Below are 2,975 nucleotides of genomic sequence, written 5' to 3' on the forward strand. Positions count from 1 at the left end.
CGCGCTCCGACGACTCGCTACTTCTTGCCACATGGAACATCCGCGATTTCGACGACAATCGATACAAGTTCGGTCCGCGCAAGCTGGAATCGTTCTACTACATCGCCGAAGTCATCAGCAGCTTTGACCTTGTTGCGGTGCAGGAGATCAACCGGGATCTCGGGCCACTGCGACACCTCATGGACATCCTTGGCGGTGGCTGGGACTACATCGTGACGGATGCGACGGAGGGTACCGGCGGTAATCAGGAGCGGATGGCGTTCCTCTACGACCGCGACAAGGTGTTCTTCCGCAAGATCGCAGGTGAGGTGGTGCTGCCAAACGGCCAGATCATCGCCTCGCCCTCCGCGGTCGCCCTCCCGCGCAAGAAGGCTCCGATTGGCAATGGACAGTTCGCGCGCACACCCTTTCTGGTCGCCTTCCAATCCGGATGGTTCAAGTTCAGCCTGTGCACCGTGCACATCTTCTACGGCTCGGAGTCAGGCGAGGACCTCAAACGACGCCGGCAAGAAATTGAGCGACTGGTGGCCTTCTTCGCCAACCGGCAGGACAAAGAGGTTGAGGCCGACAAAGAGGCGACGGAAGCGCGCGGTGGTCGGTTCGCGCCTACGCAGACCGAAAACTACATATTACTAGGCGATTTCAACGTCGTAAGCCCAGATCACGACACGATGAAGGCGCTCAAAGCCAAGGGTTTCAAGGTCCCCGAGGCGATCGATGGCGATGCTGTACGGCGCGTCGGCGAACACTTCTACGACCAGATCGCCGTGCGGGTCGAAGACGACCGGTTCACTGTGACCGGCGGTGGGATCGTTCGTCCCTTCGAACATGTCTATCGCGACGAAGACCTTGCGGCATACGCCAAGGATTGGCGACCGATCCAGGACAAGAACGACAAACCCGACAAGCCAACCAGCGACGACGACTTCTATTCGAAGTGGCGCACATGGCAGATCTCCGACCACATGCCGCTATGGGTCAAGATCACCACAGACTTTGCCGACGAGTATCTGAGCAACCTAGCTCACTGACCTGCCTGGTACGGTCGCCGACGTGATGACCAGTGCCCGATTTCGAGGGGTGCAGGGCCGACACCGCTCCTCTCGCTGACAGCTTCGTATGTGTCGACTTCACTGGCGCCGAGTCGCAGAGGGAACTTTGGTGACAACGAAAACTGTTTGGCCAAAAGGCGTTCCTAGGCTGGAACACCCATCCGCCGGAAGAGCTGCGCCTTCGCCGGATCTCCAACAATCTCACGGCTCTCCAGCGCCTACCCCTGTCGACAGGAGCGGCAAGCGGGTCACTTCGATCAGCGTGGTGGAATCTCAGCTAGCGACGCGAGAGGCGGCTACCCGGGGAGGCTTGGCGCCCGCGCCCCCTCCCACTCTTGCGAGCGCTCGTAGTCGATCTTGAGCTGCCGTGTGCAGTCGCCCACTTCATCGGGCGCGCTGAGAACGTCGGGATCCAGGTACGGAGCGTAGACCGTCGGTGCGCCGACTACGGCGACGCCTGCATCGATTCGCTTGGCCCCGTCGCGTATCAGCGAAACCTTCAGCCGATACATATGCACCCCGTTCGCTGCGTCGGGATTGTGGAGCTGAATAGCGATTTCGAATCGGTCGGTGCTGTTCGGGCCGATCTCCTGCACCGTGCGCACCGGAATCGTCTCATGTGGCCGGGGATCAAGCGGCAGCACAGCGTTATACCTCTGGCTGACCATGATCGGCCCCGCACCTTTCTGACACTGCGGAAGGTATGCGTAGTCAAGCACCTCCAGTTCCGCGCCAGTCACGACGGAGACCTGGTCGCCGATGTTTCGCAGTACCACCTGTATCTTCGGCGGCACTACCTCGAACTCACCCGTGGGTGACATCGGCTTGTCCGCGTCCTTTCCCGCTACGACTGCCAGGTCAACGACCTCAAGTTCGGTCTTGGGTCGATTGATCCACCAGGTCAGGCCCGCTGACAGAAGGGCGAGACAGACCGGGACGACAATCGCCAGGACTAGCTTCTCGCGCGTTAGCCAACGGCCTTTGGTGGATGGGGTGTCGTCGGGCTCGTCCATGGTGCCTTCCCCGGTCGACTGGCGGGCTAGCAATCTGAGAGCAGGAATGTTGGGCTATTGGCGGAAGATTATCGAAAACATCTACATCCTCGGATCCTGTTGCACAACTCGCTCCATGCACATTCGTCAGAGTGAATTCGAACCGCCCGTCGATGCAAGCGAGTCTAGATCCCGACCGCCCTCGCGCGGCCAAGCCGTGCGGGTTGAACCGCCCCGGTGAGTCCGGAGTCCGCCTCCGGGATTTCCAGGGCGATTCAGATCGATTCGAGTCAGACCGCGGCGCTGGTCACCAAGGCACTGGGAATGGCGATCGCCAACCGCGACCCGCAGGCCGGTGCGATGGTCCATTCCGATCGCGGAGTGTAAGACCTGAGTTAGGACACCTCAGCGGCAGTTTTCCGGCGATACTGCTGTGACCTGCGGGTTTGTTCGGTACTGGGCGGGTTTTGGCTTACTAAGCAGGTAGGGTCCGGTGGGTGTTCGTGCGCAAAGTGCGTACCGCTTCGGGTGCGGTAGCCGTGCAGGTGATGCGTAAGTCCGGCCGCCGCGACGAACTCGTCGAGCACCTCGGTTCCGCCCATACTGATGTCGAGCTGGGAATTCTGCTTGAACGTGCCCGCCATCTGGTGGCCAGCGATCAAGAAGCCTTCGAGTTCACACCGTCGAGGCGCCCAGATCGGTGAGCACGCGTTCAGCGTCGGCCTTGCTGGTGGGCTCCACGATCCGGGCGATCACCAGATCCCGAAACACCGAATCATCGACGACATCGAATCCGATCCAGTCATGAACCGCCCCCATCACGTCGTAGAGCAACCGCGAATGAGTGGCCGCGGTCCGTCCCGGTGGCGCGGTAGCGCCTTTGGGGATACCCGGGGCCAACCTCAGCGTGCCGGTGCGCCAGTCGGCAACA

At 60.9% G+C, this 2,975-nt stretch carries 3 protein-coding genes and 1 pseudogene; 2 read left to right on the forward strand and 2 right to left on the reverse strand.

Annotated elements, in window-relative coordinates; translation table 11 throughout:
• A partial coding sequence (locus ACN27A_RS34045) for an endonuclease/exonuclease/phosphatase family protein (protein ID WP_421459066.1) occupies positions 1–1,031 on the forward strand: 1,031 nt, incomplete at its 5' end.
• Positions 1,032–1,348: 317 nt separating this feature from the next.
• Here the strand turns inward: ACN27A_RS34045 and ACN27A_RS34050 are convergent.
• Positions 1,349–2,065 (reverse strand): hypothetical protein, encoded by a 717-nt coding sequence (locus ACN27A_RS34050; RefSeq protein ID WP_421459067.1) that lies wholly within the window; start codon positions 2,063–2,065, stop codon positions 1,349–1,351.
• Between the two features lie 476 nt (positions 2,066–2,541).
• Here ACN27A_RS34050 and ACN27A_RS34055 point away from each other — a divergent pair, with 476 nt between their 5' ends.
• The gene (locus ACN27A_RS34055) at positions 2,542–2,748 is read left to right on the forward strand and encodes a hypothetical protein (RefSeq protein WP_421459069.1); all 207 of its coding nucleotides are present in this window, start codon (positions 2,542–2,544) and stop codon (positions 2,746–2,748) included.
• On the opposite strand, the pseudogene ACN27A_RS34060 reads toward ACN27A_RS34055, so the two are convergent.
• A pseudogene (locus tag ACN27A_RS34060) lies at positions 2,723–2,975 on the reverse strand (IS1634 family transposase); the annotation flags it as partial. The gene ACN27A_RS34055 and the pseudogene ACN27A_RS34060 overlap by 26 nt on opposite strands.

This window comes from Micromonospora sp. WMMD737 (genome assembly GCF_049179055.1).
Lineage (GTDB): Bacteria > Actinomycetota > Actinomycetes > Mycobacteriales > Micromonosporaceae > Micromonospora > Micromonospora reichwaldensis.

Bases quoted from the DNA above. Each gene is read 5' to 3' on its own strand.
- ACN27A_RS34050 (WP_421459067.1), bottom strand. From the start codon at position 2,065: ATGGACGAGCCCGACGACACCCCATCCACCAAAGGCCGTTGGCTAACG.